The organism is Afipia sp. P52-10 (assembly GCF_000516555.1).
GTDB lineage: Bacteria > Pseudomonadota > Alphaproteobacteria > Rhizobiales > Xanthobacteraceae > P52-10.
This window is the reverse complement of sequence record NZ_AZSJ01000007.1, coordinates 755,350-782,338: the sequence shown is the minus strand read 5'-3', so window position 1 is coordinate 782,338 and position 26,989 is coordinate 755,350. Positions and strand designations below refer to the sequence as shown.

The 26,989-nt window shown below is 62.5% G+C and carries 28 protein-coding genes; 25 read left to right on the top strand and 3 right to left on the bottom strand.

The window, feature by feature from the left end; all coding sequences use genetic code 11:
* The first annotated feature begins 69 nt into the window (after positions 1–69).
* From X566_RS20900 to X566_RS20800, 21 genes are all read left to right on the top strand, one after another.
* Positions 70–786, top strand: a complete 717-nt coding sequence (locus tag X566_RS20900) for an MgtC/SapB family protein (RefSeq protein ID WP_034471218.1) — start codon at positions 70–72, stop codon at positions 784–786.
* Between the two features lie 399 nt (positions 787–1,185).
* Positions 1,186–1,551, top strand: a complete 366-nt coding sequence (locus tag X566_RS20895; RefSeq protein WP_034471216.1) for an NADH-quinone oxidoreductase subunit A — start codon at positions 1,186–1,188, stop codon at positions 1,549–1,551.
* Positions 1,551–2,129: an NADH-quinone oxidoreductase subunit B family protein gene (locus X566_RS20890; RefSeq protein ID WP_034471214.1), complete on the top strand. Its 579-nt coding sequence runs from the start codon at positions 1,551–1,553 to the stop codon at positions 2,127–2,129. Before X566_RS20895 ends, X566_RS20890 begins: the two co-directional genes overlap by 1 nt.
* Before the next feature lie 9 nt (positions 2,130–2,138).
* Positions 2,139–2,753: an NADH-quinone oxidoreductase subunit C gene (locus tag X566_RS20885; protein ID WP_034471212.1), complete on the top strand. Its 615-nt coding sequence runs from the start codon at positions 2,139–2,141 to the stop codon at positions 2,751–2,753.
* On the top strand, positions 2,753–3,943 hold the full coding sequence (locus X566_RS20880; protein ID WP_034471210.1) for an NADH-quinone oxidoreductase subunit D: 1,191 nt from the start codon (positions 2,753–2,755) through the stop codon (positions 3,941–3,943). Before X566_RS20885 ends, X566_RS20880 begins: the two co-directional genes overlap by 1 nt.
* Complete coding sequence (locus tag X566_RS20875; RefSeq protein ID WP_034471208.1) at positions 3,940–4,899, top strand: FkbM family methyltransferase; 960 nt, start codon at positions 3,940–3,942, stop codon at positions 4,897–4,899. Before X566_RS20880 ends, X566_RS20875 begins: the two co-directional genes overlap by 4 nt.
* Positions 4,900–4,918: 19 nt before the next feature.
* Positions 4,919–5,548, top strand: coding sequence for an NADH-quinone oxidoreductase subunit NuoE (nuoE, locus tag X566_RS20870; protein WP_034471206.1), 630 nt, complete (start codon positions 4,919–4,921; stop codon positions 5,546–5,548).
* 11 nt (positions 5,549–5,559) lie between these two features.
* Entirely contained in the window at positions 5,560–5,739 is a 180-nt protein-coding gene (locus X566_RS20865) for a hypothetical protein (protein WP_034471204.1), read from the top strand.
* A gap of 12 nt (positions 5,740–5,751) precedes the next feature.
* Positions 5,752–7,056: an NADH-quinone oxidoreductase subunit NuoF gene (nuoF, locus tag X566_RS20860; RefSeq protein ID WP_034471202.1), complete on the top strand. Its 1,305-nt coding sequence runs from the start codon at positions 5,752–5,754 to the stop codon at positions 7,054–7,056.
* Positions 7,057–7,093: 37 nt separating this feature from the next.
* Positions 7,094–9,166, top strand: a complete 2,073-nt coding sequence (gene nuoG, locus X566_RS20855; protein ID WP_034471200.1) for an NADH-quinone oxidoreductase subunit NuoG — start codon at positions 7,094–7,096, stop codon at positions 9,164–9,166.
* Positions 9,167–9,170: 4 nt separating this feature from the next.
* On the top strand, positions 9,171–10,202 hold the full coding sequence (gene nuoH / locus X566_RS20850; protein WP_034472646.1) for an NADH-quinone oxidoreductase subunit NuoH: 1,032 nt from the start codon (positions 9,171–9,173) through the stop codon (positions 10,200–10,202).
* Positions 10,203–10,227: 25 nt separating this feature from the next.
* Positions 10,228–10,716, top strand: a complete 489-nt coding sequence (nuoI, locus tag X566_RS20845; RefSeq protein ID WP_034471198.1) for an NADH-quinone oxidoreductase subunit NuoI — start codon at positions 10,228–10,230, stop codon at positions 10,714–10,716.
* Positions 10,717–10,725: 9 nt separating this feature from the next.
* Complete coding sequence (locus X566_RS20840) at positions 10,726–11,364, top strand: NADH-quinone oxidoreductase subunit J (protein ID WP_034471196.1); 639 nt, start codon at positions 10,726–10,728, stop codon at positions 11,362–11,364.
* Positions 11,361–11,669 carry an NADH-quinone oxidoreductase subunit NuoK gene (gene nuoK, locus X566_RS20835; protein ID WP_034471194.1) on the top strand — a complete coding sequence of 103 codons (309 nt, stop codon included), beginning with the start codon at positions 11,361–11,363 and terminating at the stop codon, positions 11,667–11,669. Before X566_RS20840 ends, nuoK begins: the two co-directional genes overlap by 4 nt.
* Positions 11,670–11,733: 64 nt before the next feature.
* Positions 11,734–13,800 carry an NADH-quinone oxidoreductase subunit L gene (gene nuoL / locus X566_RS20830; RefSeq protein ID WP_034471192.1) on the top strand — a complete coding sequence of 689 codons (2,067 nt, stop codon included), beginning with the start codon at positions 11,734–11,736 and terminating at the stop codon, positions 13,798–13,800.
* A gap of 1 nt (position 13,801) precedes the next feature.
* Positions 13,802–15,307 (top strand): NADH-quinone oxidoreductase subunit M, encoded by a 1,506-nt coding sequence (locus X566_RS20825; protein ID WP_034471190.1) that lies wholly within the window; start codon positions 13,802–13,804, stop codon positions 15,305–15,307.
* A 28-nt stretch (positions 15,308–15,335) separates the two neighbouring features.
* Complete coding sequence (gene nuoN / locus X566_RS20820; protein WP_034471188.1) at positions 15,336–16,772, top strand: NADH-quinone oxidoreductase subunit NuoN; 1,437 nt, start codon at positions 15,336–15,338, stop codon at positions 16,770–16,772.
* A 2-nt stretch (positions 16,773–16,774) separates the two neighbouring features.
* Positions 16,775–17,557 (top strand): biotin--[acetyl-CoA-carboxylase] ligase, encoded by a 783-nt coding sequence (locus X566_RS20815; protein ID WP_034471186.1) that lies wholly within the window; start codon positions 16,775–16,777, stop codon positions 17,555–17,557.
* Positions 17,557–19,227, top strand: a complete 1,671-nt coding sequence (locus X566_RS20810) for a ribonuclease J (protein ID WP_034471184.1) — start codon at positions 17,557–17,559, stop codon at positions 19,225–19,227. The genes X566_RS20815 and X566_RS20810 overlap by 1 nt, the downstream gene beginning before the upstream one ends.
* Positions 19,228–19,280: 53 nt before the next feature.
* Positions 19,281–19,682, top strand: coding sequence for a methylmalonyl-CoA epimerase (gene mce / locus X566_RS20805; protein WP_034471182.1), 402 nt, complete (start codon positions 19,281–19,283; stop codon positions 19,680–19,682).
* A gap of 6 nt (positions 19,683–19,688) precedes the next feature.
* Positions 19,689–19,958, top strand: coding sequence for a DUF1467 family protein (locus X566_RS20800; RefSeq protein ID WP_034471180.1), 270 nt, complete (start codon positions 19,689–19,691; stop codon positions 19,956–19,958).
* Between the two features lie 62 nt (positions 19,959–20,020).
* Here the strand turns inward: X566_RS20800 and X566_RS24845 are convergent, their stop codons facing one another.
* The 3 genes from X566_RS24845 to X566_RS20790 all read right to left on the bottom strand — a co-directional run bounded on the left by X566_RS24845 (position 20,021) and on the right by X566_RS20790 (position 22,969).
* Positions 20,021–20,395, bottom strand: coding sequence for a hypothetical protein (locus tag X566_RS24845; RefSeq protein WP_152540007.1), 375 nt, complete (start codon positions 20,393–20,395; stop codon positions 20,021–20,023).
* A 14-nt stretch (positions 20,396–20,409) separates the two neighbouring features.
* Complete coding sequence (locus X566_RS20795) at positions 20,410–22,509, bottom strand: TonB-dependent receptor domain-containing protein (protein ID WP_034471178.1); 2,100 nt, start codon at positions 22,507–22,509, stop codon at positions 20,410–20,412.
* A 64-nt stretch (positions 22,510–22,573) separates the two neighbouring features.
* Positions 22,574–22,969 (bottom strand): DUF2946 family protein, encoded by a 396-nt coding sequence (locus tag X566_RS20790; protein ID WP_034471176.1) that lies wholly within the window; start codon positions 22,967–22,969, stop codon positions 22,574–22,576.
* A 279-nt stretch (positions 22,970–23,248) separates the two neighbouring features.
* Here X566_RS20790 and proS point away from each other — a divergent pair, with 279 nt between their 5' ends.
* The 4 genes from proS to X566_RS20770 all read left to right on the top strand — a co-directional run bounded on the left by proS (position 23,249) and on the right by X566_RS20770 (position 26,912).
* Entirely contained in the window at positions 23,249–24,571 is a 1,323-nt protein-coding gene (gene proS, locus X566_RS20785; protein WP_034471174.1) for a proline--tRNA ligase, read from the top strand.
* 83 nt (positions 24,572–24,654) lie between these two features.
* Positions 24,655–25,923, top strand: coding sequence for a lipoprotein-releasing ABC transporter permease subunit (locus X566_RS20780; protein WP_152540006.1), 1,269 nt, complete (start codon positions 24,655–24,657; stop codon positions 25,921–25,923).
* Entirely contained in the window at positions 25,916–26,623 is a 708-nt protein-coding gene (locus X566_RS20775) for an ABC transporter ATP-binding protein (RefSeq protein WP_034471171.1), read from the top strand. The genes X566_RS20780 and X566_RS20775 overlap by 8 nt, the downstream gene beginning before the upstream one ends.
* Before the next feature lie 82 nt (positions 26,624–26,705).
* Positions 26,706–26,912: a hypothetical protein gene (locus X566_RS20770; protein WP_034471170.1), complete on the top strand. Its 207-nt coding sequence runs from the start codon at positions 26,706–26,708 to the stop codon at positions 26,910–26,912.
* The last annotated feature ends 77 nt before the right edge of the window (positions 26,913–26,989 follow it).

The window sequence follows — 26,989 nt, the reverse complement described above, 5'->3', positions numbered from 1 at the left end:
CTCTCCTGTGGACAGTTGCGAGCACAGCCTGCTGCGTTGACCACGGACAAGGCTTGAGGACATCACGTCATGCAGTTCATCCAGACCTTTCAGCTGCTGGACTTCCTGGACACGCTGGTCAGTCTGGCGGTGGCCTTCGTTCTTGGCACGCTGATCGGCGTCGAGCGCCAGTATCGTCTGCGTGCTGCCGGGCTTCGCACAAACGTTCTGGTTGCGGTAGGCGCAGCCGCTTTCGTGGATCTGGCGATGCGCCTGGATGGCTCCGGTGGTGCGGTGCGGGTGATCGCCTACGTCGTCTCCGGCATCGGTTTCTTGGGCGCTGGTGTCATCATCAAGGAGGGCATGAACGTACGCGGCCTGAACACCGCAGCGACGCTGTGGGGATCGGCGGCGGTCGGGTGCTGTGCCGGGGCGGACATGATGGCTCAGGCGACGGCGCTGACGATCTTTGTCCTGGCCGGCAACACGCTGCTGCGGCCGCTCGTGAACGCGGTCAATCGCTCGCCGATCGACGAGCGCTCGCTGGAAGCCACCTATTACGTCAGACTGGTCGTGGACTCCAGCGTGCTGGCCGGCATGCGCGACCAGCTGACCGAGAGGCTGGAGGCGGCGCAATATCCGGTGGCGGACATAGAGGTCGCCGAGCGGACCGACCGCCGCGTGGACATCACCGCCACGCTCGTCAGCACGACCATCGATCCCAAGGAACTCGATGCTGTCGTCTCGAGCCTTCACCGGGAGGAGGGTGTTTACGACGCCACCTGGAACGTCAGCACAACGGATTAGGCCTTTTCCCAAAAACGGATCAACTTCGCGTGGGTGGATCACCTTGCGCTCGTCTGCATTGTCCTGGGGCGGATGAGAATGAGGGCCGGGTACCGTGGTCCGGAAAGGGGCGGTGGCCAAGGTTTCGCGCGCTTGCCGCGCTGCGACTGAGCCTCTAAGAGCCTCTCGGCGGCCGCTCGTTCTGGATGGTGGCGGGCTGACCTGAGACCCGGGGAGGGGGCCGGATTTATCCGCCGAATTCATCCATCCCGGAGACGCGCAACTGCCCCGGCAATTATGCAGAGGCAAGGTCAAAACAGGTCGTCTTGCGCCCCCTTTTGCACTGCGCTAAAGCCTTAAAACCATTCCAAATGTGTCGCGAATCTGCGCAACACGCTGCCGAATAAACAGGGACGAGTGATGGGCAGTTTATTGCAGAGCTATCTGCCGCTTGTGGTGTTCATCGGCATCGCAACCGTGATCGGGCTGGCGCTGCTGATTGCGCCGTTCATGCTGGCCTACAGCAATCCGGATCCGGATAAGCTGTCGGCCTATGAGTGCGGCTTCGACGCCTTCGACGACGCGCGCATGAAGTTCGACGTGCGCTTCTATCTCGTCGCCATCCTGTTCATCATTTTCGATCTCGAAGTGGCGTTCCTGTTTCCGTGGGCGGTGACGTTCGGACAGCTCGGCGCCACCGGGTTCTGGTCGATGATGGTATTCCTCGCCGTGCTCACCATCGGTTTTGCCTATGAGTGGAAGAAGGGCGCGCTGGAGTGGGATTGATGATGTCGCAAACGCGCGAAACGGTCGTCTCGCAGCCGGCCACCGGAATCCTCGATCCGCGGACGGGCAAGCCAGTCGGCGCCGATGATCGTTTCTTCGTCGAGGTTAACAACGAACTTGCCGATAAGGGCTTCTTCGTCACCGCCACCGACGACCTGATCACCTGGGCCCGTACCGGCTCGCTGATGTGGATGACCTTCGGTCTCGCCTGCTGCGCGGTCGAGATGATGCAGGTGTCGATGCCGCGCTATGACGTGGAGCGCTTCGGCTTTGCGCCGCGCGCCTCGCCGCGTCAGTCGGACGTGATGATCGTCGCCGGCACGCTGACCAACAAGATGGCGCCTGCGCTGCGCAAGGTCTACGACCAGATGCCGGAGCCGCGCTACGTCATCTCGATGGGCTCGTGCGCCAACGGCGGCGGCTACTATCACTATTCGTACTCGGTGGTGCGCGGGTGCGATCGCATCGTGCCTGTCGACATCTACGTGCCGGGCTGTCCGCCGACCGCGGAAGCGCTGCTGTACGGCGTCCTGCTGTTGCAGAAGAAGATTCGCCGTACCGGCACCATTGAGCGCTGAGGATTGACGATGGACGACGCTCAGCTTGAACAGTTAGGCGCGACGATTGCGGGCGCGCTTGGTGGTGCCGTGACCAGCCACAGCGTGTCGCTCGGCATGCTGACGCTGACGACGGAGGCGGACAAGATCCTCGACGTGGTCAAATTCCTGCGTGACGATCCCCGCTGCCGTTTCGTCAATTTCACCGACATCACCGCGGTCGATTTTCCAGGGCGCCGCGAGCGCTTTGAGGTCGTCTATCATTTCCTGTCGCCGTGTCTGAACACGCGCGTCCGCATCAAGCTGCCGGCCAGCGAGACGACGCAGGTGCCCTCGATCATCGGCGAGTTTCCCGGTGCCGATTGGTTCGAGCGCGAGACCTTCGATCTCTACGGCGTGCTGTTCGTCGGCCACCCCGATATGCGCCGCATTTTGACCGACTATGGGTTCGACGGGCACCCGCTGCGCAAGGACTTCCCGACCACGGGCTTCGTCGAGGTGCGCTACGACGACCAGGAGAAGCGGGTGAAGTACGAGCCGGTGAAACTCAACCAGGAATTCCGCAAGTTCGATTTCCTCTCGCCGTGGGAAGGTGCGGACTATCCGCTGCCCGGCGATGAGAAAGCAGGTCCGAAGGCAAGCTGATGACCGAGGCCACGCTCCGCAACTTCACCATCAACTTTGGACCGCAACATCCTGCGGCGCATGGCGTGCTGCGCCTTGTGCTGGAGTTGGATGGCGAGGTGGTCGAACGAGTCGATCCGCACATCGGACTGCTGCATCGCGGCACCGAGAAGCTGATCGAGCAGAAGACCTACCTGCAGGCGATTCCGTATTTCGATCGGCTCGACTACGTCGCGCCGATGAACCAGGAGCATGCGTTCTGCCTTGCCGCCGAAAAGCTGCTCGGCATTGCCGTCCCGCGGCGCGGCCAACTGATCCGAGTGCTCTATAGCGAGATCGGCCGCATTCTCTCGCATCTGTTGAACGTCACCACGCAGGCGATGGACGTCGGCGCGCTGACCCCGCCACTGTGGGGCTTCGAGGAGCGCGAGAAGCTGATGGTGTTCTATGAGCGCGCATCCGGATCGCGCATGCATGCGGCGTACTTCCGCATCGGCGGCGTGCACCAGGATCTGCCGCCGCAGCTGATCGAAGACATCTGGAACTGGTGTGATCCGTTCCTGCAGGTGTGCGATGACCTCGAGACGCTGCTCACCGACAACCGCATCTTCAAACAGCGCAATGTCGATATCGGCGTGGTGTCGCTGGAAGACGCGTGGCGCTGGGGTTTCTCGGGCGTGATGGTGCGCGGCTCGGGCGCCGCATGGGACCTGCGCAAGTCGCAGCCCTATGAGTGTTATGCCGAGATGGATTTCGACATTCCGATCGGCAAGAACGGCGACTGTTACGACCGCTACTGCATCCGCGTCGAAGAGATGCGCCAGTCGGTCCGTATCATGAAGCAGTGCATTGAGAAGCTGCGTGCGCCGGACGGGCAGGGGCCGGTCGTCGTCGAGGACAACAAGATCACGCCGCCGCGCCGCGGCGAGATGAAGCGCTCGATGGAAGCGCTGATCCATCACTTCAAGCTCTACACCGAAGGCGTGCATGTGCCGGCCGGCGAGGTCTATGCCGCGGTGGAGGCGCCGAAGGGCGAGTTCGGCGTCTATCTGGTCGCCGACGGCTCCAACAAGCCCTACAAGTGCAAGATCCGTGCGCCGGGCTTCGCGCATCTGCAGGCGATGGAATTCCTCTGCAAGGGCCATCTGCTCGCTGACGTTTCCGCCATCCTCGGCTCCATCGACATCGTGTTCGGAGAAGTGGATCGATGAGCGTAGGGCCGGACCTCGCTTTTGACCGGACGACCGGCGCATTTGATGGTGCGTCGGCGCGCGAGCAGCTCGCGGCCTATGCCTTTCAGGCGGGCGCACGGTTGAGCTCGGCCTGGTCCTATCGCGGGTTCGGCGCAGGCTGCAAGGCGCTGCGGTCGTTGCTGCCCAGTCGCAACATCACCGTGCGGCTGAACGACGACGCGAAGTTCGCCTTTCCGTATGGCGACAGCTATTGGACGTTGCTGCTGGATCGGCAGTTCCACTACGAGGCGGACATCGATCTCTTCTTCCAGGGCATCGCCGACGTCGACTACACGCTGATCGATTGCGGCGCCAACTATGGTTACTGGTCGGTGCTCATCACCAGCAAGCCATATGGTGCGCACCGCTCGATCGCGATCGAGCCGTCGTCGATCACGTTCGCACAGCTGAGCGCGAATGCGCAGCTCAACGGCAATCGTTTCCGCACGATGCGGCGCGCGGTGGGCGAGCGGCCCGGCGTGGCCTATCTGTCCGGATACAAGCACGAGGCGATGAGCATCGCCGGGGGGGCTCGCCGGGGCGAAGAGGTCGCAGTTGTCGCGCTCGATAGCCTGATCGATGACAACATGATCACGTCGCTTGGTCGCTATGTGGTCAAGCTCGATGTCGAAGGCGTCGAGGCCGAGGCGATGCGCGGTGGTGCGCGACTGCTTCAGTCCGACTGCGTCGTGATCTGCGAAGAGCATGGCAACGATCCCGACCACACCATGTCCCGTTACATTCTTGCCAATACGCCGTTCAAGTTGTTCTGTTATGACCCGGACACTGGGCACTTCGAACACGTCCGTAACGTTTCGATACTTGGCCGGATCAAGCAGAGCTCCAACGTCGGCTACAACGTACTGGCGACTGCGAGCCCGTTCTGGGAGCAGCGTATCCGCGCGCTTTCAGGTAAGCCGCGCCGCGATCACTAGAAGGACCGAGTAACAGCAAATGGCCGTCCGCCGCCTCGCACCGAAAGAACTTCAGCCGGCGAGCTTCGCGTTCAGCGAAGAGAATCTCGCTTGGGCCAAGGCGCAGATCGCGAAGTATCCGGAGGGCCGCCAGGCCTCGGCGGTGATCCCGATCCTGTGGCGTGCGCAGGAGCAGAACGGCGGCTGGACGTCCGAGGCCGCGATCCGCGTCGTCGCCGACATGCTCGACATGCCCTACATTCGTGTATTCGAAGTCGCGACCTTCTACACGATGTTCCAGCTGCAGCCTGTCGGCAAGAAGGCGCATGTGCAGGTTTGCGGCACGACACCTTGCATGCTGCGCGGCGCGGGCGACCTGATCGCGGCGTGCAAGCACCGGATTCATCATGATCCGTTCCATCTGTCGGCGGATGGAAACTTCAGCTGGGAGGAGGTCGAATGCCTCGGCTCCTGCGTGAATGCGCCGATGGTGATGATCTGGAAGGACACCTACGAGGATCTGACCAAGGAGAGCTTCGAGAAGGTCCTCGACGGCTTCGCCGCCGATAATCCGCCGAAGCCTGGGCCGCAGAACGGCCGCCAGTTCGCGTCGCCGATCACGGGTCTCACGACGCTGAAGGGCGACGGCGCAGCCGACAAGAAATCATGAGGGAGGTGGCCATGCAGAATGCCAAGCTGCGTTTCGTCACGCTCTATACGGCGAGCGTGGCGTTGCTCGTCTTCGTTATTAACCGCGTGTTTCTCGGTACGAACATGCAGACCTCGTTGATGTGGACGGCTCTCTTCGCGGCGATCGCCTTCGCGATGAGCTGGCGGCAAGCCACGCAACGCGGGCTTTGAGGGAAGCGAACCATGCTCGCTGACAAGGATCGCATTTTCCGCAATCTCTATGGCCTCGACGATTGGGGGCTTGAGGGCGCGCGCCGGCGCGGCGCCTGGGATGGCACCAAGGCCATTCTCGAAAAGGGGCGCGACTGGATCGTCAATGAGGTGAAGGCGTCGGGCCTGCGCGGCCGCGGCGGGGCGGGCTTCTCGACCGGGTTGAAGTGGTCGTTCATGCCCAAGGAGTCGGATGGACGCCCGCATTACTTGGTTGTCAACGCCGACGAGTCCGAGCCCGGCACCTGCAAGGACCGCGAGATCATGCGGCACGACCCGCATCTGCTGGTCGAAGGCTGCTTGCTCGCGAGCTTCGCGATGGGCGCGCACACGGCATTCATCTATGTGCGCGGTGAATTCATTCGCGAGCGTGAGCGGTTGCAAGCCGCGGTCGATCAGGCCTACGAGGCCAAGCTGATTGGCAAGGACAACGTGCATGGCTGGCCGTTCGACATCGTCGTTCACCACGGCGCCGGCGCGTATATCTGCGGCGAGGAGACCGCGCTGCTCGAAAGCCTTGAGGGCAAGAAGGGGCAGCCGCGGCTGAAGCCGCCGTTCCCGGCCAACATGGGTCTCTATGGCTGTCCCACGACGGTCAATAACGTCGAGTCGATCGCCGTCGCGCCGGATATCCTGCGCCGCGGTGCAGCCTGGTTCTCCGCGATCGGCCGGCCGAACAACGTTGGCACCAAGCTTTACGGCATCTCCGGCCACGTCAACACGCCATGCGTCGTCGAAGAGGCGATGAGTATTCCGTTCCGCGAGCTGATCGAGGTTCACGGCGGCGGCATCCGCGGCGGCTGGGACAATCTGCTGGCGATTATTCCGGGCGGCGCGTCGTGCCCGCTGATCCCGGCGGCCGATTGCGCCGACCTGATCATGGATTTCGATGGCACCCGCGCAGTGAAGTCGAGCTTCGGCACGGCCGGCGTCATCGTCATGGACAAATCCACCGATGTCGTCGCTGCGATCGCACGCATCAGCTACTTCTTCAAGCACGAGAGCTGCGGCCAGTGCACGCCGTGCCGCGAGGGCACCGGCTGGATGTGGCGCGTGCTCAACCGCATGATCGAGGGACGCGCGCAGAAGCGCGAGATCGACATGCTGCTCGAAGTCACCAAGCAGGTCGAAGGGCACACCATCTGCGCGCTCGGCGACGCTGCCGCCTGGCCCGTGCAGGGGTTGATCCGTGCGTTCCGTCCCGAGATCGAGCGCCGCATCGATGAATTTTCGCGTAATGCCGACCGGTCTGAGCCGGTCATGGTCGCGGCGGAGTAGGTGGCATGGTGCAATTCAATGAGAGAGTCGTGAGGCCATGACCAAGCTTCTCGTCGATGGCAAGGAAATTGATGTCCCGGCCGAGTACACGCTGTTGCAGGCGTGTGAGGCTGCCGGTGCCGAGATTCCGCGTTTCTGTTACCACGAGCGTCTGTCGATCGCCGGCAACTGCCGCATGTGCCTGGTCGAGGTGGCGGGTTCGCCGAAGCCGGTTGCGAGCTGCGCCTGGGGCGTGCGCGATTGCCGTCCGGGCCCAAACGGCGAGCTGCCCTCGGTGAAGACCAAGTCGCCGATGGTGAAAAAGGCCCGCGAAGGCGTGATGGAGTTCCTGCTGATCAACCATCCGCTCGATTGCCCGATCTGCGATCAGGGCGGCGAGTGCGATCTGCAGGACCAGGCGATGGGTTACGGCGTCGATACCAGCCGCTTCGCCGAGAACAAGCGCGCCGTCGAGGACAAGTATCTCGGCGCGCTGGTGAAGACCTCGATGAACCGCTGCATCCAGTGCACGCGTTGCGTCCGCTTCTCGGCGGAGGTTTGCGGGGTGCCGGAGATGGGCGCGATCGGTCGTGGCGAGGATATGGAGATCACGACCTTTCTCGAACAGGCGCTTAGCTCGGAGTTGCAGGGCAATCTGGTCGATATCTGCCCAGTCGGCGCGTTGACCTCGAAGCCGTATGCCTTCGCGGCCCGGCCGTGGGAGCTCGGTAAGACCCAGTCGATCGACGTGATGGATGCGGTGGGATCGGCGATCCGCGTCGATACGCGCGGCCGCGAGGTGATGCGCATTCAGCCGCGCGTCAACGAGGCGATCAACGAGGAATGGATTTCCGACAAGACGCGCCATGTGGTCGACGGCTTGCGCACGCAGCGTCTAGATCGTCCATACGTTCGGGTTGACGGCAAGCTGCGCCCGGCCAGCTGGAGCGAGGCATTCGATGCGATCGCCGCTCGGCTCGGCAAGAGCGACGGCAAGCGGGTCGGGGCGATCGCCGGGCCGCTGGCAAGCGTGGAAGACATGTTCGCGCTGAAGGAGTTGCTCACGCAGCTCGGCTCGGCTCATGTCGCGACGGAGGCCGCGGGCTTCGACCCGGCGATCGGGCGGGCGTCCTACATCTTCAATCCGACCATTCTCGGCATCGAGCAGGCGGATGTGCTGCTGATCGTCGGTGCCAATCCGCGCAAGGAGGCGGCGCTGTTGAATGCCCGCATCCGCAAGCGTTGGCGCACCGGAGCGTTGAAGATCGGTGTGATCGGTGAAGACGCCGACTTGACCTATCCTCACGATTATCTGGGAGCGGGGCCCGAGACGCTGAGCGATCTCGCTGCCGGCAAGCATTCGTTCGCTGACGTGCTGAAGAACGCCAAGAACCCGATCGTGCTGGTCGGCGCCGGGGTTGCGGCGCGGGCCGACGGGGCCGCGGTTCTGGCGACGGCCGCCAAGATCGCGTTGGATGCGGGCGCCGTGAAGGACGGCTGGAACGGCTTCGGCGTGCTGCACAATGCGGCGTCGCAGGTGGGTGCGCTGGATATCGGCTTCACGCCAGCCGCCGGTGGCTTGACGGCGGCGCAGATGGCTACGGCAGGCGCGCTCGATGCGCTGTTCCTGCTTGGAGCCGACGAGACCGAGGTCGCGGCAGGGGCGTTCGTCGTCTATATCGGCACCCATGGTGACAAGGGCGCTCACCGCGCCGACGTCATCCTGCCAGGAGCGGCCTACACCGAGAAGTCCGGCATTTACGTCAACACCGAGGGACGCGCGCAGATGGGCAATCGCGCAGGCTTCCCGCCGGGTGATGCGCGTGAGGATTGGTCGATCGTGCGCGCGCTGTCGGAGCGGCTCGGCAAGAAGCTCGGCTACGACTCGCTGCAGGCGCTGCGACAGGCGCTGTTCAAGACCTATCCGCATTTGATGCGGATCGATCAGATCGCGCCCGGCAGCGCGGATGATATTCGCAAGCTGGCCGCGGCGGGCGGCACGCTGGACAAGGCGCCGTTCAAGAGCCCGGTGCCCGACTTCTATCTGACGAACGCCATTGCGCGTGCGTCTGCCGTCATGGCCGAGTGTTCGAGCCTGGCGTCAGGGCGCATGCTGACGGCGGCGGAGTGACGTGATGACTTTCGCCGAACTGTGGACCGACTATCTCTGGCCGCTTCTGATCATCGTAATCCAGAGCGTGGCGATGCTCGTCATCCTGCTGGTCGCCATCGCTTATATTCTGCTCGCGGACCGCAAGATCTGGGCGGCGGTGCAAATCCGTCGCGGCCCGAACGTGGTCGGCCCATGGGGATTGCTGCAATCCTTCGCCGACCTGCTGAAATTCGTGCTGAAGGAGCCGACGATCCCCGCCGGCGCCAATAAGGGCGTGTTCCTGCTAGCGCCGCTGGTGTCCTGCGTGCTGGCCCTTGCGGCCTGGGCGGTGATCCCGGTCAATCTCAACTGGGTGATCGCCGACATCAATGTCGGCGTGCTGTATATCTTCGCGATCTCGTCGCTGTCGATCTACGGCATCATCATGGCCGGCTGGGCCTCCAACTCGAAGTATCCATTCCTCGCGGCGCTTCGTTCGGCGGCGCAGATGGTCTCCTACGAGGTCTCGATCGGCTTCGTCATCATCACCGTGCTGCTGTGCGTCGGCTCGCTGAACCTGAGCGCGATCGTTGCGGCGCAGGATACGCAATACGGCGTGTTCGGCTGGTATTGGCTGCCGCTGTTCCCGATGTTCGTCATCTTCTATGTATCGGCACTGGCGGAGACCAATCGCCCACCGTTCGATCTGGTGGAAGCGGAATCGGAACTCGTCGCCGGCTTCATGGTCGAGTACGGTTCCACGCCCTACATGATGTTCATGCTGGGCGAGTACGTCGCCATCGTCACGATGTGCGCACTGGCCTCGATCATGTTCCTGGGCGGCTGGCTATCGCCGATCCCGTTTGCGCCGTTTACCTGGGTGCCGGGCATCATCTGGTTCGTGCTCAAGGTCCTGTTCATGTTCTTCCTGTTCGCGATGGCGAAGGCGATCGTGCCGCGCTATCGCTACGACCAGCTCATGCGGCTGGGTTGGAAGGTATTTCTGCCAATTTCGCTCGCGGCGGTCGTGATCGTCGCCAGCGTGCTGCATTTCGCGGGGCTCGCGCCGAAATGAGCCGTGCCCTGAGAGTGAGGATATCATGAGCGTTATCACCGCAGCTCGCTCGCTTCTGCTGAAGGAGTTCGTGTCGGCGTTTGTTCTCGCCATGCGCTACTTCTTCAAGCCGAAGCCGACGCTGAACTATCCGTTCGAGAAAGGGCCGATCTCGCCGCGCTTCCGTGGTGAGCACGCGCTGCGCCGTTATCCCAACGGCGAGGAGCGCTGCATTGCCTGCAAGCTCTGCGAGGCGATCTGCCCTGCGCAGGCGATCACCATCGAAGCCGGCCCGCGCCGCAACGACGGCACCCGCAGGACGGTGCGCTATGACATCGACATGGTGAAGTGCATCTATTGCGGCCTTTGCCAGGAGGCCTGCCCAGTCGACGCCATCGTCGAGGGGCCGAACTTTGAATTCGCGACCGAAACGCGCGAGGAGCTTTACTACGACAAGGCAAAGCTGCTCGCGAATGGGGATCGCTGGGAGCGTGAGATCGCGAAGAACATCGCGCTCGACGCGCCGTACCGGTGAGGTGAGGGGATGATCGTTCCCGCGCTGTTCTTCTATCTGTTTGCCGGCATCTGCGTGGCCTCGGCGGTGATGGTGATTGCCTCGCGCAATCCCGTGCACTCGGTGCTGTTCCTGATCCTGGCTTTCGTCAACGCCGCCGGCCTGTTCATCCTGATGGGAGCCGAGTTCCTCGCGATGATCCTCGTCGTCGTCTATGTCGGCGCGGTGGCGGTGCTGTTCCTGTTCGTGATCATGATGCTCGACGTCGATTTCGCCGAGCTCAAGCAAGGGTTCCTGAACTATCTGCCGTTCGGCATCGTCATCGGCGGCATTTTCCTGGCCGAATTGCTGCTGGTGGCCGGCGGCTGGGCGATCAATCCGACCGTGAGCAAGGCGATCGCATCGCCGATCCCGAGCAACGTCAGCAACACCGAGGCGCTCGGCCTCGTGCTGTATACGAAGTACATCCACTACTTCCAGATGTCGGGTTTGGTTCTGCTGGTCGCGATGATCGGTGCGATTGTGCTGACGCTACGTCACAAGCCGAACGTCAAGCGTCAGAATATTTCGGTTCAGAACGCCCGCACCAAGGCGATGGCGATGGATGTGGTCAAGGTCGCACCGGGGCAGGGCCTGCAGGATGTACCGCCACGGGAGGCTGCGGAATGACGATCGGTCTCGGACACTATCTGGCCGTTGCCGCCATTTTGTTCACGGTCGGCATTCTCGGCATTTTCCTGAACCGGAAGAACGTCATTGTCATTCTGATGTCGATCGAGCTGATCCTGCTTGCCGTGAACATCAATCTGGTGGCGTTCTCGACGTTCTTGAACGACATCGTCGGACAGGTGTTCGCATTGCTGGTGCTGACGGTTGCGGCAGCCGAAGCCGCGATCGGTCTGGCGGTGCTGGTCGTATTCTTCCGCAACCGCGGCTCGATCGCGGTTGAAGACATCAATCTGATGAAGGGCTGACGCATGCGGGGCGATAAGCGGACGGTGCGTCGGATGACGCTCATGCGGGGGCGCGAGTGTTGAGATGATTCAAGCCATTGTCTTCCTGCCGTTGCTGGGTGCTATCCTCGCCGGACTGATTGCCTTGTACGGTGCGCATGGGCGCAACCCGAGCGGCGACGAGATGGATCACGCGCACGATGCGCATGGCCATTACGCGCCCGGTCACGATGCGCACGCGTCCCATGCTCATGACGACCATTCGCATGATCACCCGTCGGAGCCGCCGGCCGTTGGTTCGCGTGCCGCCGAGGTGATCACCACGGCGCTGCTATTCGTTTCGGCCGCGTTGTCGTGGGTGATGTTGGTCAATGTCGGCTTCATGCATCAGGATGCTCGCATCGTGCTGCTGCCATGGATCAACTCAGGCGACCTCAACGTCGCCTGGACGCTGCGCGTGGATACGCTGACCGCTGTCATGCTGGTGGTGGTCAATTCGGTGTCGGCGCTCGTGCATCTGTATTCCATTGGTTACATGCACGAAGACCCGAACCGCCCCCGGTTCATGGCCTATCTGTCGCTGTTCACCTTCGCCATGTTGATGCTGGTGACCTCCGACAATCTGGTGCAGCTGTTCTTCGGCTGGGAAGGCGTGGGCCTGGCCAGCTATCTTTTGATCGGCTTCTGGTTCCAGCGCCCATCCGCCAACGCGGCGGCGATCAAGGCGTTCGTGGTCAATCGCGTCGGCGATTTTGGCTTTGCTCTCGGCATCTTTGCCATTTTCATGCTGGTCGGCTCGACCGATTTCGAGACGATCTTCGCGGCGGCGCCGGGTCTGACCGGCAAGACCATCAGCTTCTTCGGCTGGCAGGTGGATGCGCTGACGCTGACCTGCCTGCTGCTGTTCATGGGCGCGATGGGCAAGTCGGCGCAGTTCCTGCTGCACACCTGGTTGCCGGACGCGATGGAAGGCCCGACGCCAGTGTCGGCGCTCATCCATGCCGCGACGATGGTCACCGCCGGCGTGTTCATGGTCGCGCGCCTGTCGCCGCTGTTCGAGCTGGCGCCGACCGCGCAGGCCGTCGTGATGTTCTTTGGTGCGACCACGGCGTTCTTCGCGGCGACCGTCGGCCTCGTTCAGAACGACATCAAGCGCATCGTTGCATATTCGACCTGTTCGCAGCTCGGCTACATGTTCGTGGCGATGGGAGCAGGGGCCTATTCAATCGGCATGTTCCACTTGTTCACGCACGCCTTCTTCAAGGCGCTGCTGTTCTTGGGCTCGGGTTCGGTCATCCACGCGATGCATCATGAGCAGGACATCCGCAATATGGGCGGCCTGCGCAACAAGATCCCGTTCACCTATGTCATGATGGTGATCGGCACCCTGGCGCTGACCGGGTTCCCGCTGACGGCCGGATACTTCTCCAAGGATGCCATCATCGAGTCGGCGTTCTCGGCGCACAATCCGTTCGCGCTCTACGCCTTCATCCTGACCGTGGTCGCGGCACTGCTGACGTCGTTCTATTCCTGGCGGCTTGTGTTCAAGACGTTCCATGGCGAGCCGCATGATCGGCACCACTACGAGGCTGCGCATGAGAGCCCGCTGGTGATGCTGATCCCGCTGTTCGTGCTGGCGGCAGGTTCGATCCTGGCCGGCTTCCCATTCAAGGAAGTTTTCACCGGGCATGGAACGGAAGAGTTCTTCCGCGAGTCGCTGAAGATGAAGCCCGGCTTGCTGGAGGAGATTCATCACACTCCGGCGGCGATTGCGCTATTGCCGACCGTGATGATGGTGATCGGTTTTGCGATCTCGTGGCTGTTCTACATCCGCCGTCCGTACATCCCGGTCGAGCTCGCCAAGCAGCATCAGCTCCTCTACCGCTTCCTGCTCAATAAGTGGTACTTCGACGAGCTGTACGATTTCATCTTCGTGCGGCCGGCGAAGTGGCTTGGCTACACGCTCTGGAAGAAGGGCGATGGCTTCCTGATCGACGGCTTCGGCCCCGATGGCGTGTCCGCGCGTGTGCTCGATGTCACGCGTAACGTGGTGCGGCTGCAGAGCGGCTATCTCTATCACTACGCGTTCGCGATGCTGATCGGTGTCGCGGGCTTGATCACCTGGTTCATGTTCGGCGTGGGGGCCAACTGATATGACCTGGCCCATTCTTTCCGTCGTCACCTTCCTGCCGGTGGTCGGCGCGCTGTTGATCTGGCTGACGCGTGGCAGCGATGAAGCGGCGGCCCGTAATGCCCGTTGGATCGCGCTATGGACCACGGTCATCACCTTCGCCGTCTCGCTGATCCTGGTGGCGCGTTTCGATGCCTCCAATCCTGACTTCCAGTTCGTCGAGAAGGCGTCCTGGCTTGCGCAGGGCATCAGCTACCACATGGGTGTGGACGGCATTTCGCTGCCGTTCGTGATCCTCACCACTGCGCTGATGCCGTTCTGCATCGTCGCGAGCTGGAAGGCGATCAGCCTGCGCGTGCGCGAATACATGATGGCGTTCCTAATCCTGGAAACGCTGATGATCGGCACGTTCTCCGCGCTCGATCTCGTGCTGTTCTACCTGTTCTTCGAGGGTGGCCTGATTCCGATGTTCCTGATCATCGGCGTCTGGGGCGGGCCGCGTCGTGTCTATGCGAGCTTCAAGTTCTTTCTGTACACGCTGCTCGGCTCGGTGCTGATGCTGCTCGCGATCATGGCGCTATACTGGAACGCCGGTACGACCGACATCCCGACGCTGATGCGGACGGCGGTGCCGCGCGGTTTGCAGACCTGGGCGTGGCTTGCGTTCTTCGCCTCGTTTGCGGTGAAGATGCCGATGTGGCCGGTTCACACCTGGCTGCCGGATGCGCACGTGGAGGCGCCCACGGCCGGCTCGGTGGTTCTGGCGGCGATCCTCTTGAAGATGGGCGGCTACGGCTTTCTGCGGTTCTCGCTGCCGATGTTCCCGCTGGCTTCACACGAGTTCGCGCCGCTGGTGTTCTCGCTATCGGTGATCGCGATCGTCTACACCTCGCTGGTCGCGCTGATGCAGGAGGATATCAAAAAGCTGATTGCCTACTCGTCGGTCGCGCATATGGGCTTCGTGACCATGGGCATCTTCGCGGGCAACGCGCAGGGCGTCGCCGGCGGCATCTTCCAGATGGTCTCGCACGGCATCGTGTCGGGCGCGCTGTTCCTTTGCGTCGGCGTCGTCTATGACCGGTTGCACACGCGCGAGATCAAGGCCTATGGAGGCTTGGTCAACCGGATGCCGCTCTATGCGGCCGTATTCATGGTGTTCACCATGGCCAACGTCGGGCTGCCGGGAACGTCCGGCTTCGTTGGTGAATTCCTGACGCTGCTCGGCACCTTCAAGGTCAGCCTGCCAACGGCCTTCATTGCCACCACGGGCGTCATCCTGTCGGCGGCCTATGCGCTGTGGCTCTACCGGAAGGTGGTGTTCGGGGCGCTTGAGAAGCCGTCGCTCGCCAGCATCAAGGATCTCACGCTGCGCGAAGGTGTCATCCTGGTGCCGCTGGTGGTGCTGACGATCCTGTTCGGCGTCTATCCGAAGCCGGTGCTGGACATGTCGGCGGCATCCGTCCAGCAACTCGTCAGCAACTATAATACCGCGATCTCGGCCGTGAAGGCCGCGGCGCTGGTGCAATGAGCGCGAAGAAGGCGCAGAGGCCACGATCATGAGCTTTACGGCTGCAGGTTACTTGCTGCTCCCGGTTCTGCCTGAGCTTTTGCTCAGCGTGTGCGCGATGCTATTGTTGATGATCGGCGCGTTTAATGGCGAGCGGGCGACCAACACCGTCGTCGGTCTGGCGATCGTGTTCCTGATCTGTGCGGGCGCGCTGATCGTGCTGTCGCCCGCAGGCAAGGTCACGACCTTCGGCGGCAGCTTCGTTCTCGATGATTTCGCGCGCTTCCTGAAGCTGCTGACGCTGGTCGGCTCGGCAGTGACGCTGCTTCTGTCGATCGAGTTCCTGCAGGACAAGTCGCGGCGGATGTTCGAATTCGCCGTGCTGGTACTCCTGTCGACCGTCGGCATGATGATCCTGATTTCGGCCGGCGACCTGATCGCGCTGTATCTCGGTCTCGAATTGATGAGCCTTGCGCTCTACGTGGTGGCGGCGAGCCACCGCGACAATGTCAAATCGACGGAAGCGGGGCTGAAGTACTTCGTGCTCGGAGCGCTGTCGTCCGGCATGCTGCTCTATGGCGCGTCGCTGATCTACGGCTTTACCGGCACGGTGAGTTTTGCAGGGATCGCGGCGGAAGCGAAGAGCGGCAACATCGGCCTGATCTTCGGCCTCGTGTTCCTGCTTGCAGGCCTCTGCTTCAAGGTGTCCGCGGTCCCGTTCCACATGTGGACGCCCGACGTTTATGAGGGCGCTCCGACACCGGTCACGGCCTTCTTCGCGTCGGCCCCGAAGGTCGCGGCCATCGCCGTATTCGTGCGCGTCGTGCTGACCGCGTTCCCAGACATCACCGCGCAGTGGCAGCAGATCGTCGTATTCGTGTCGATCGCGTCGATGGCGCTGGGCTCGTTTGCGGCCATCGGCCAGAAGAACATCAAGCGCTTACTGGCATATTCCTCGATCGGCCACATGGGTTTCGCGCTGGTTGGTCTCGCGTCTGGCACCGTCGAAGGCGCACAGGGCGTGTTGGTCTATATCGCCATCTACCTGGCGATGACGCTCGGGATGTTCTCGATCATCCTGGCGATGAAGCGCAACGGCGAGCATGTTGAGAACATTGCCGATTTCGCAGGTCTTGCGCGCACCAATCCGCTGCTGGCGTTCTTCATGGCGATGCTGCTGTTCTCGCTGGCGGGCATCCCGCCGCTGGCCGGCTTCTTCGCCAAGTTCTACGTGTTCCTGGCGGCGATCAAAGCCGGGCTGTTCACGCTCGCCGTGCTCGGCGTGCTGGCGAGCGTCGTCGGCGCCTATTACTATCTCTATATCATCAAGGTGATGTACTTCGACGAGCCGGCCGGTGCCGTGCAGCCGATGCGTCTCGAACTGCGCACCGTGCTGGCCGTGGCCGGTCTCTTCAATCTGCTGTTCTTCGTTTACCCAGCGCCGCTGGTGTCGGCGGCATCCGCCGCCGCGAAGTCGCTGTTCTGACGATGGCATTCGCGCTCGGCCCGCTCGCGCAATCCTCTGGCTACCGGCTGGCTTCGTTCGACAGCATCGGTTCCACGAACGCGGAAGGTCTGGAGCGCGCGCGCAGCGGCGAGCGCGGTCCGCTCTGGCTCGTGACGGATCATCAGGTCAGCGGCCGCGGCCGTCGCAACCGTGCCTGGGTTTCGCCGCGCGGCAATCTGGCTTCCAGCATTCTCGAAGTGATGGACGTTTCGCCTGCGATTGCGGCAACGCTCGGTTTTGCGTCCGGCGTGGCGATGGTGGAGGCGTTGCGCTCGTTGGGGGTGGGCGCCGAGCTGAAGTGGCCCAACGATGTGCTTCTGAACGGGGCCAAGCTGTGCGGTCTCCTGCTCGAGGCTGAAACGGTGGCGGACGGGCGGCTAGCCGTGGTGGTCGGTATCGGCACGAACATCGTCAGCGCGCCGCAAGGCACGCCATATCCGGCCGCCTCGCTCGACGGCGCAGGCTTTTCGATTTCGGCGGAGCAGCTTTTCCAGGCGTTCTCCGACAGCTGGGTCGAGAGCAGGCGACTTTGGGATAACGGCCGGGGCATGGCAAGCCTTCGCACCCGCTGGTTGGGGTATGCCGCGGGCGTCGGCAAGCCGATCAGCGTTCACGTCGGAGGTCATACTCTTGCCGGGGTATTCGAGACCATCGACGAGAATGGTCATTTGATCATTTTGACGCCGGAGGGTCATCGCAAGCCGATTGCCTCCGGCGAGGTGTTCTTCGGCGATGCGTCGTCGCGCCCCGCGAGCACTGCCTGATGGCGCGGCCCGATGAACTGACATTCGCGCCGCTTGGCGGCATCGGCGAGATCGGCATGAACCTGTCGATCTACGGCCTCGGCAATCGCCATCAGCGCAGTTGGCTTGCCGTCGACCTTGGCGTTTCCTTCGGCGACGAGGAGCATCTGCCGGGGATCGATCTGATCCTGCCGGACATCACGTTCCTGGAGAAGGAGCGGAAGAACCTGCTGGCGCTGGTCTTGACCCATGCTCATGAGGATCACTTCGGCGCCATCATCGATCTATGGCCGAAGCTGAAGGTGCCGATCTACGCGACGCCGTTCTCGGCGGCATTGTTTGCGGCAAAGTGCGAAGGCGAGCCCAACGCACCGGACATTCCCGTCAACGTCGTTCCGGTCGGCGCGCGCATCGACATTGGCCCCTTCAACGTCGAATTTGTGCCGGTCGCGCACTCGATTCCGGAATCGAACGCGCTGGCGATCCGCACGTCGGCGGGGACGGTGCTGCATACTGGCGATTGGAAGATCGATCCGACCCCGGTAATCGGTCTGCCGACCGACGAGAAGCGCTTGCGCGAGATCGGCGAGGAGGGGGTTCTCGCCCTGGTTGGTGATTCCACCAACGCGGTTCGCGATGGGCGTTCACCGTCGGAGACCGAGGTTGCAGCCGCATTGGCCGGGCTGGTGAAATCGGCGCGGGGGCGGGTCGCGGTGACAACGTTCGCCTCAAACGTCGCCCGCATCAAGGCCATCGCGGATGCTGCACGGCTGGCCGAGCGGGAGGTGGTCGTGATCGGCCGGGCGATGGAGCGCGTGGTGCAGGTCGCGCGCGAAACCGGTTATCTCGATGGCGTGCAGGAGTTCCGCGACGCGCGCTTCTATGGCCATTTCCCGCCGGACAAGGTGTTGGCCCTGTGTACGGGCAGCCAGGGCGAGCCGCGCGCGGCGCTGGCGCGGATCGCCAACGATGACCATCCCCAGGTGACGCTCAACAAGGGCGATCGCGTGATTTTCTCCTCGCGGACGATTCCGGGCAATGAGAAGGCGGTCGGCCGGATCATCAACGGTCTGGTGTCGCAGGGGATCGAGGTCATCACCGATCGCACCCATCTGGTGCATGTTTCGGGTCATCCGCGCCGCGACGAACTGCGCGAGATGATTTCCTGGGTGAAACCGCAAATTCTGGTTCCTGCCCATGGAGAAGCTTTGCATCTGTCCGAACACGCAGCGCTCGCGCGCCAGGCGGGCGTACCGAAGGTGATCGTTTGCGGCAATGGCGATCTGGTCAAATTCGGCCCGGGCGATCCCGGCGTGATCGACGAACTGCCGCATGGCCGTCTGTACAAGGACGGTTTCCTGTTGGAGACCGAACAGGCGCGGGCGGTGGTCGAGCGGCGGCGGATGTCGTTTTCGGGCGCGGTGTTCGTCGCGCTCGCGATCACCGACAAGGGCGAACTTGCGGACGATCCGCAGGTCGATCTGCTCGGCGTGCCGGAACGGGATGCCGATGGCAAGCTGATCGACGACCGGGTTTATGCTACGGTCATGTCCACGTTCGAGAGCTTGCCGCGTGCACGCCGGCGCGATCCTGATGCGCTGGCCGAGAGCGTTCGCCGCGCGGTGCGGTCTGAGGTCAATGCCGCATGGGGCAAGAAGCCGGTCTGCCAGGTGCAGGTCTTGACGGTTTGAGGAGGAGTGCGATCCGGCGGCAAAAGTCGGATCGTCATTGGAGGAGTAACGAGATGATCGGGCGCCTGAACCATGTCGCGATTGCTGTGCCGAACGCGCTGAAGGCGGCCGAGATCTATCGCGCCTGCGGCGCTGACATCTCGGAGGCCGTGCCGCTGCCCGAACACGGCGTCGTCACCGTTTTCGTGAATCTGCCGAACACGAAAATCGAATTCATCGAGCCGCTGGGCGAGGCTTCTCCGATCGCCAAGTTCGTCGAGAAGAATGCCGACGGCGGCATTCATCACGTCTGCTACGAAGTCGAAGATATTCTCGCGGCGCGGGAGCAGTTGAAGGCAGCCGGCGCGCGGGTGCTGGGCGATGGCGAACCGAAAATCGGCGCGCATGGCAAGCCGGTGCTGTTCTTCCATCCGAAGGATTTCTCCGGCGCCCTCGTTGAAATCGAGCAAGTCTGATCCGCGATGACGATCAGTTCGGCGCTGGCGATCTACTTTGTCGTCTGGTGGGTTGTCCTGTTCGCGGTGCTTCCGTTCGGCATACGCAGTCAGGCGGAAGAGGGTGGTGCCGTCGAGGGCACTGACCCTGGTGCACCTATCGTCGCCGGCATGCGGGCGAAGCTTCTCTGGACCACCCTGATCTCGGCGATCCTGTTCGCCGCTGGCTGGTTTTCATTCCGGACCGGATTCATAAGCCTGGAATTGCTGTCGCAGTGGATGGGTTTTCGCGTCTAAAGTCCTGATCGGAACGGCTGCACCGGAGCAAGACGGGTTGCCGCTATCCTCAACGATCATGCTTAGGCAGCAGCTGAACCGCGCTGGGCGTGTCCCATGCGCGGACGTGCATATGCCAACCACAACTGATCGAACAACCACAACTGATCGAAGATACGACAAGGCAAAAAAAAGCAGGGCGCTCGCCCTGCTGCAACTTGTGTCGACCCGATTATCCCTGAGCGGTCTTTTTCGTACTTGACCAGGGGTGACGCTGTTGAACGCGTCAGGGCTCCTCCCGAGACTTGGACCACCAGACGGGGACGAGCGCGAGGCCGAACCAATCTGAGATCATCATCGTAGCCAAGAAATTTCGTGCTGTCACCAATTTCGGCAACAATTGTCCATTTTCTCGGCAGCGAGAAATCCATTGTTTTTCCTGAGGTTTTCATCTGCATGTGATCGACGCGGATCAGTTCATCTTGAACTTCATGCCCGCGAAGATTGCGAGACCCGATCCCGGCTCGAACAGCATCGAAGACAGATTCGCTCGCTCGGCGATGCTGGTGCTGGCGATGTACTTGATGTTGGTGAGATTGCGGCCCTCGATATAGGCCGAAAACCACTGAGAGTTGTCATAGCCGATCTTTGCACCCAGAAGTGCGTATGGCTTGGTGCGCAGGGTGTTGGCGCTATCGACATAGTAGGACTGCGGCACCCATTCGAGGTTGGGGCCGGCAAACCACCCGGTGGGATGCCGATAAAGCAACTCGGCCCGCAGATAGTGCGGTGGTGCGCCCGGAATGGCATTGTTGCCGTAGAGCGGATCGTTGCGGAAGTGAAAGTCATTGAAGGTGTAGGCGAGGTTTAGCCAAAGCCGATCGGGCGCATCGCCTTCGACGAATAGGGACTTCAGCAAGGCGAAACCAAGCCCGGCCTCGATGCCCTGGTGGAACGACTTCTGCGCATTGACGACGTTGCAGGCGCCAGGTGTGTTCGGATTGGTCAGGCAGAGCAACTCATTGTCGATGTCGGCCCGATACAGCGCCAGATCCCAGGTGAGATCAGGGCGTCTGCCGCGGGTGCCGATTTCATAGGTCGTGGCCCGCTGCGGTTTGATGCTCGACAGCGTGACATTAGCAAACGAGTTCTCGCCGAAGCTCGGCACTTCGGCGCTGCGCGAGACATTGGCGAAAGCCTGCCAGCTTGGATCGATATCCCACAGCAGGCCCGCCTTCGGGCTCCAGATGTTGAATTCGGTTGAGCCCGACTGATCACCGTTGCTGAGGAAGCGGTCGCGCCGGTCGCGCGTGGCGTTAAGGAATTGGGTGCCGCCGACGATGGCCACCGTCGGCAGGACGTAGAACGAATCCTCGATGTAGAACGTGTTGTTCTTCGACTTGTCGATCGACGAGGAGAGTAGCGCTCCCTTGTAGCCGCCGATATTCGCATACTGCTTGTTGTCGATGCGGCCGTTGTGGACGTTGACGCCGGCGACCAGACGATTGCGGTAACCGCCGATGCTGCGGTCGTCGCTCACGCGACCGAACACGCCATAGTCGTCGTACTGATAGTCGAGCCACTGGAAGATCGGATGCATCAGGTGGCGGTCGACGGCGAAGGCGCCGACTTCCACCGTGGTCGATCCGAACCGGGCCGTCGTTTTGTTGGCAAAGCGCAGCGTGTCGATGTTGCGCTGCTGGTCGTTGGTGACGTTGCCGGGGGCGGCAAGCTCCGGTGTCGTCAGGGCGCTGGTGCGCGTCACAGCACCGGGAATGCGCTGCCGCACCGAATTGCCGTTGAAGTAGAAGCGCGTCTCGATGTCGGGGGTGATCTTGTAGCCGATGTTGCCGCTGCCGCGGAACGCATGCCCGTCGCTGTGATCACGGAAGCCGTCGGCGCGCTGACCCGAGGCGGTGAGGAAGCCATCCCACGCGCCGTTGACGCCGGCGGTGTTGGCCTGAATGCGGCTGAAGCCGAACGAGCCGACGTCGGCGCTGAAGCCTGCGCGCGGCGCGTCATAGCCGGTCGGCGTGACGAAGTTGATTGCACCGCCCATCGCATTGGCGCCGAAGCGGAGCGCGTTGGCGCCCTTGTGGACTTCGACGTATCGATAGGCGGTCGGATCGATCTCCTGGAAATCGCCGTAGCCGTCCGCCGTGTTGATCGGGATGCCGTCCATATAGAGCTGGACGCCACGCAGGTGGAAGTTGCGCGAGAGCCCCGAACCGCGGATCGACAGGCGGGTGTCGTCGCCCCATTTGGGTTGCGCGAACACGCCGGGCACATAGTCGAGGATGTCCTTGACGGTCGCAGCCGGCGTGCTGGTCTTGTAGTCCTCGGCCCGGACGATCGCGGCGCCGCCGGGAGTCTGCCGGATTTCGTTCAGAGCCTGTTGTGCGGTTTGGACGGTGAGGGAGCCGGCCTGCTGCTGGCGTTCGCCCTCGACGCTGATGGTCGGAAGCGTCTGGCTGTTCTGGGCTTGAGCGGTTGCGGCGAATGCAGGCAGCATGCACGCTGCGCTGGCGGACGCCAGCCAAAGGCGGCGTGCCCGCGTTGAAACGGGAAACATGGGTGATCTCCACCGGACGAATTGACGATTTGCGCGGAAGGTCCGGCGCAGCAGGCGCCGGTCGTCAGGTCAGGTGGGGGGGGCCTCGTGGGCGATGGTCGGGCGGCAGTTGCCGGACCGGCGCCGTCTCGCTCGCGATAACGCGATCGGTGAGGTCGCTGGCCAGCGGCCGGGGCAGGTCTGCGGTCGCCGGCGGCAGCAGTGCGGCCGGGGCGGCCAATTGCAGGCAAAGCTGGCAGTGGACGGCGGCGCGCTTGGTCGCCTTGTCCTGCCCATCCAGGTTGATCTGAAGATGGCTGGCATCGAGCGACGAGACGCAAAGCTCGAGCCCGGAGAGCGACTTGGCCGGGGCAACGGAGGCGAGCAGGGTGGTCGCTAGCAGGGCGTTCAGCACGAAAGCGTAGGCCGCGACGAGCGCCGCCCAACGTCCGATCCGCCTGTTTTGCCCCGCGATGTACACTGCTCAGCCCTGCACCCTGACGTCCGCCCCCGCGGATCGATCCGGTGCATCCCTTATCGTTCCAGACCAACTCCGCGACCGCAATCACGTCGAAACACGCGCTGCAGCGGGAACAGATCAGGCCCTTGCCGCTGTTAGCACGCTCAATTTCTCGCGAAAAGCGCCGATCAGCACTATTCCGGGGCTTTCCTGCCCTGCAATCCCTTGTGTTTTGTCGAACGTTCCGCTTTCAGTGCTTATCCTGATTTCTCAAGATCCTGCGATTCTCCAGAGTATCCAATGCGGTTGTCTCGTCTGTTCCTGCCCATTCTGAAGGAAACGCCGAAAGAGGCGGAAATCGCTTCGCACCGGCTGATGCTGCGTGCCGGCATGATGCGCCAGGAGGCTGCCGGCATCTATGCGCTGCTGCCGCTCGGCTTGCGCGTGCTCAACAAGATCACCGCAATCATCCGCGAGGAGCAGAATCGCGCAGGCGGCAACGAGTTGCTGATGCCGACGATACAGTCCGCGGAGCTGTGGCGCGAAAGCGGTCGCTACGACGACTATGGCAAGGAGATGCTGCGCATCAAGGATCGGCACGAACGCGAGATGCTGTACGGGCCGACCAATGAGGAGATGATCACGGAGATCTTCCGCGCCTATGTGCGCTCCTACAAGGATCTGCCGCTCAACCTCTATCACATCCAGTGGAAGTTCCGCGACGAGGTGCGTCCCCGCTTCGGGCTGATGCGCGGCCGCGAATTCCTGATGAAGGATGCGTATTCCTTCGACATCGATGCCGCTGCTGCGCGCCATGCCTACAACCGCATGTTCGTCGCCTATCTGCGGACCTTCGCACGCATGGGGCTGAAGTCGATCCCGATGGTTGCCGACACGGGCCCCATCGGCGGCGACCTCAGTCACGAGTTCATCATCCTCGCCTCCACCGGCGAGAGCGAGGTGTTCTGCCACAGCGATTACCTCACCTATGACGTGCCGGATGAGAACGTGAATTTCGAGGACGTGGCGGGCCTGCAGGGTATCGTCAATAAGTGGACCTCGCTTTACGCTGCGACATCTGAGATGCACGACAAAGCGAAGTTCGAGGCATTGCCTGAACAGGTGCGGATGTCCGCCCGCGGTATCGAGGTCGGCCATATCTTCTACTTCGGCACCAAGTATTCCGAGCCGATGCGGGCGCTGGTGACGGGGCCGGATGGCAACCAACAGCCTGTCCATATGGGGTCGTACGGCATCGGTCCGACGCGTCTGATCGGCGCGCTGATCGAAGCCTTCCATGATGAAGCCGGTATCAAGTGGCCGGAGGCGGTTGCGCCATTCGGTGCGGCCATTCTGAACCTCAAGCAGGGCGGCAGCGATACCGATGCCGCCTGCGAGGCGCTCTATCGTGAATTGACTGCCAAGGGCGTCGATGTGCTTTATGACGACACCGACCAGCGGCCGGGCGCGAAGTTCGCGACGGCGGACCTGATCGGCATTCCATGGCAGATCATGGTCGGGCCACGAAGCCTTGCCGATGGCAAGGTCGAGGTCAAACGGCGCAGCGACGGCTCGCGCGAACTGCTGAGCCCGGCTGATGCCGTCGCCCGGCTGACGTCATGACCTGTGCATCGGGAGGCCGGTTGCGCAGATAGCGCGGCTTGAAACCGCCCGAATCGTGTGAAATTCCACCGATGGACAATGCAATGCGCGCGACGCACCAGACACGCCCGTTTGCCCCCTTCGAGTGGCTGATTTCGCTGCGCTACCTGCGGGCGCGGCGGAAGGAAGGATTCATCTCCGTCATCGCCGGATTCTCTTTCCTCGGGATCATGCTGGGCGTGGCTACCCTCATCATCGTCATGGCGGTGATGAACGGCTTTCGGAAGGAACTGCTCGACAAGATTCTCGGGCTCAACGGACATCTGCTGGTGCAGCCGCTGGAATCGCCTCTGACCGACTGGAAGGAGGTTGCCGACCGGATCAACACCGTGCAGGGCGTGCGCCTCGCGGCCCCGATCGTCGAGGGGCAGGCGCTTGCCACGTCGCCGTTCGGGGCGACTGGTGTGCTCGTGCGCGGCATCCGATCCGATGATCTGACCAACATCACCTCCATTGCCCGCAACATCAAGCAAGGGACGCTGGAGGGATTTGACGAAGGGCAGGGGCTGGCGATCGGCCGCCGGCTCGCGGACCAGCTTTCGGTGCGCGCAGGCGATAACATCACCATCGTCGCCGCCAAGGGTGCGGTGACGCCGATGGGCACGCTGCCGCGCAACAAGACCTATCGCGTCGCCGCAGTGTTCGAGATCGGCATGTCCGAATACGACGCCGCCTTTGTTTTCATGCCGATCACCGAGGCGCAGGCATATTTCAACCGACCGAACGATGTCACGGCGATCGAGGTCTATACGACCGATCCCGACAAGATCGACGTCTTCCGCAAGAACGTGACCGAGGCCGCCGGCCGGCCGATCTTCATGGTCGATTGGCGGCAACGTAACGCCACGTTCTTCAACGCGCTACAGGTCGAGCGCAACGTGATGTTCCTGATCCTCACCCTGATCGTGCTGGTCGCGGCGCTGAACATCATCTCCGGCTTGATCATGCTGGTGAAGGACAAGGGTAGCGACATCGCCATCCTGCGCACGATGGGCGCCTCGCAAGGGTCGATCATGCGCATCTTTCTGATTACCGGGGCCTCGATCGGCGTGGTCGGAACCGTGATCGGATTTCTGGTCGGCACCGTGATCTGCATGAACATCGAAACGATCCGCAAATTCATCTCGTGGCTGACCAATACCGAACTGTTTTCGCCGGAGCTTTACTTCCTGTCGAAGCTGCCCGCCGAAATGGACACAGGCGAAACCTTCGCGGTGGTGCTGATGGCGTTGACGCTGTCGCTGCTGGCAACGCTCTATCCGTCGTGGCGTGCAGCGCGCCTCGATCCCGTCGAGGCGCTTCGGTATGAGTGACGCCGAAACAACCGACAGCGAGGTTCCGGTCGTCTATCTGCATGACGTCGGCCGCCGCTATAAGCAGGGCGAGAGCACGCTGACGATCCTGGAGGGCGCCAAGCTTGCGCTCTGGGCCGGGCAATCCGTGGCGCTGGTCGCCCCATCGGGTTCGGGCAAATCGACCCTGCTGCACATTGCTGGCCTGCTGGAGCATCCGGATGAAGGCGAGGTCTACCTGATGGGGACCGCGACCTCGACCCTGAGCGACCTGCAACGCACGATGCTGCGGCGGACGGATGTCGGCTTCGTGTATCAGTCGCATCGCCTGTTGCCGGAATTCACGGCGATCGAGAATGTCATGATGCCGCAGATGGTCTCCGGCCTGTCGCGCGCGGAGGCCAGCAGCCGCGCTGAGGAAATTCTCGCCTATCTCGGGCTGAAGGATCGTCTCACGCACCGGCCGGCCGAACTGTCCGGCGGCGAGCAGCAGCGTGTCGCGATCGCCCGCGCAGTGGCGAATGCACCCCGCATTCTGTTCGCCGACGAGCCGACTGGAAATCTCGATCCGCACACGGCCGAGCACGTGTTCGGGGCGCTGACCCAGCTCGTGAAGGCCACGCGCGTCGCGATGCTGATCGCCACCCACAACATGGAGCTTGCCGGCCGGATGGACCGGCGGGTCTCGTTGCGGGAAGGGCAGGTGGTGGAGCTGGACTAGGTGGCCGGCGAAGAGATGCCGCCTTGCGCCGGGTGGCGGAATTCCACCTTGCGCCTAAGGAGCGAACACGCATAGTGCTGCCATGCCTGAGCCCTCGCACCGCGGCCGCTATCATACCCTAATCGCTCTGGGAGCTGCCGCTGCCGTCGCCGCGGCGCTGGCCTACATTGCTCACGACTATCTCGGGTTTTCACGTGCGGACATCAGGCAGGATGCGCTCACCGGGGCGAGCGCAATCTTCGCCTTTCTCCTGATGTGCACCTTTATCGGCGGCGAAGCCGAGCAATAACCTTCAAACCGATTAACCATCGGATCACGGCCCGGCGGGCATCGGATAAGTCCGCTTGACTCTTAGAACAAAAAAGG